We start from the raw sequence: 560 nt of genomic DNA on the forward strand, positions 1-560 counted from the left end.
GATAGAGTCTTAAGAGAAACTATTTCTTAAGGACGACTATCCGAAGATATAAACCGAACGTATTTTCGAATGCGTGGCGGTTTAGTTCAGTGCACCCTTTTTTATGAAATTAGGTTGTCTATTTATAATCTATTCTCTTCTCTTGACTTAACACCATAATGCTTTACTATTGACTATAAGGCATCGATGATTGTTTGACTATTTTTGACTATTAACAATTATACCAACAATTATGGCAAATGAAAAGAGAGAAGCAACGTCAATCCTGAGAGTATCAAAAAAAGGCAGCTTAAGATTTCCATCTAAAGCAACCTTTGTATTTTGATATCTTACGCGCCCTAAAGGACTTGAACCCTTAACCGCCTGATCCGAAGTCAGGTGCTCTATCCAATTGAGCTAAGGACGCATGGATGGTCATATTGCCGTTTGCAATGAGCCGTACAGGATTCGAACCTGTGACCCACTGATTAAAAGTCAGTTGCTCTACCAACTGAGCTAACGGCTCATGGATCTATGGAGGTTAACGGGCTCGAACCGCTGACCCTCTGCTTGTAAGGCAG

The 560-nt window shown here is 40.4% G+C and carries 2 tRNA genes; both read right to left on the reverse strand.

The annotated features are described in order from the left end of the window. Window positions 1–332: 332 nt before the first annotated feature. A tRNA-Arg gene (locus ABFX15_RS03855) sits at window positions 333–406 on the reverse strand. A gap of 26 nt (window positions 407–432) precedes the next feature. Further along, window positions 433–505: transfer RNA gene (locus ABFX15_RS03860), tRNA-Lys, on the reverse strand. Between the last annotated feature and the right edge of the window lie 55 nt (window positions 506–560).

Origin of the sequence: Alkalibacterium indicireducens (assembly GCF_039522005.1) — a bacterium.
GTDB classification, from domain to species: domain Bacteria; phylum Bacillota; class Bacilli; order Lactobacillales; family Carnobacteriaceae_A; genus Alkalibacterium; species Alkalibacterium indicireducens.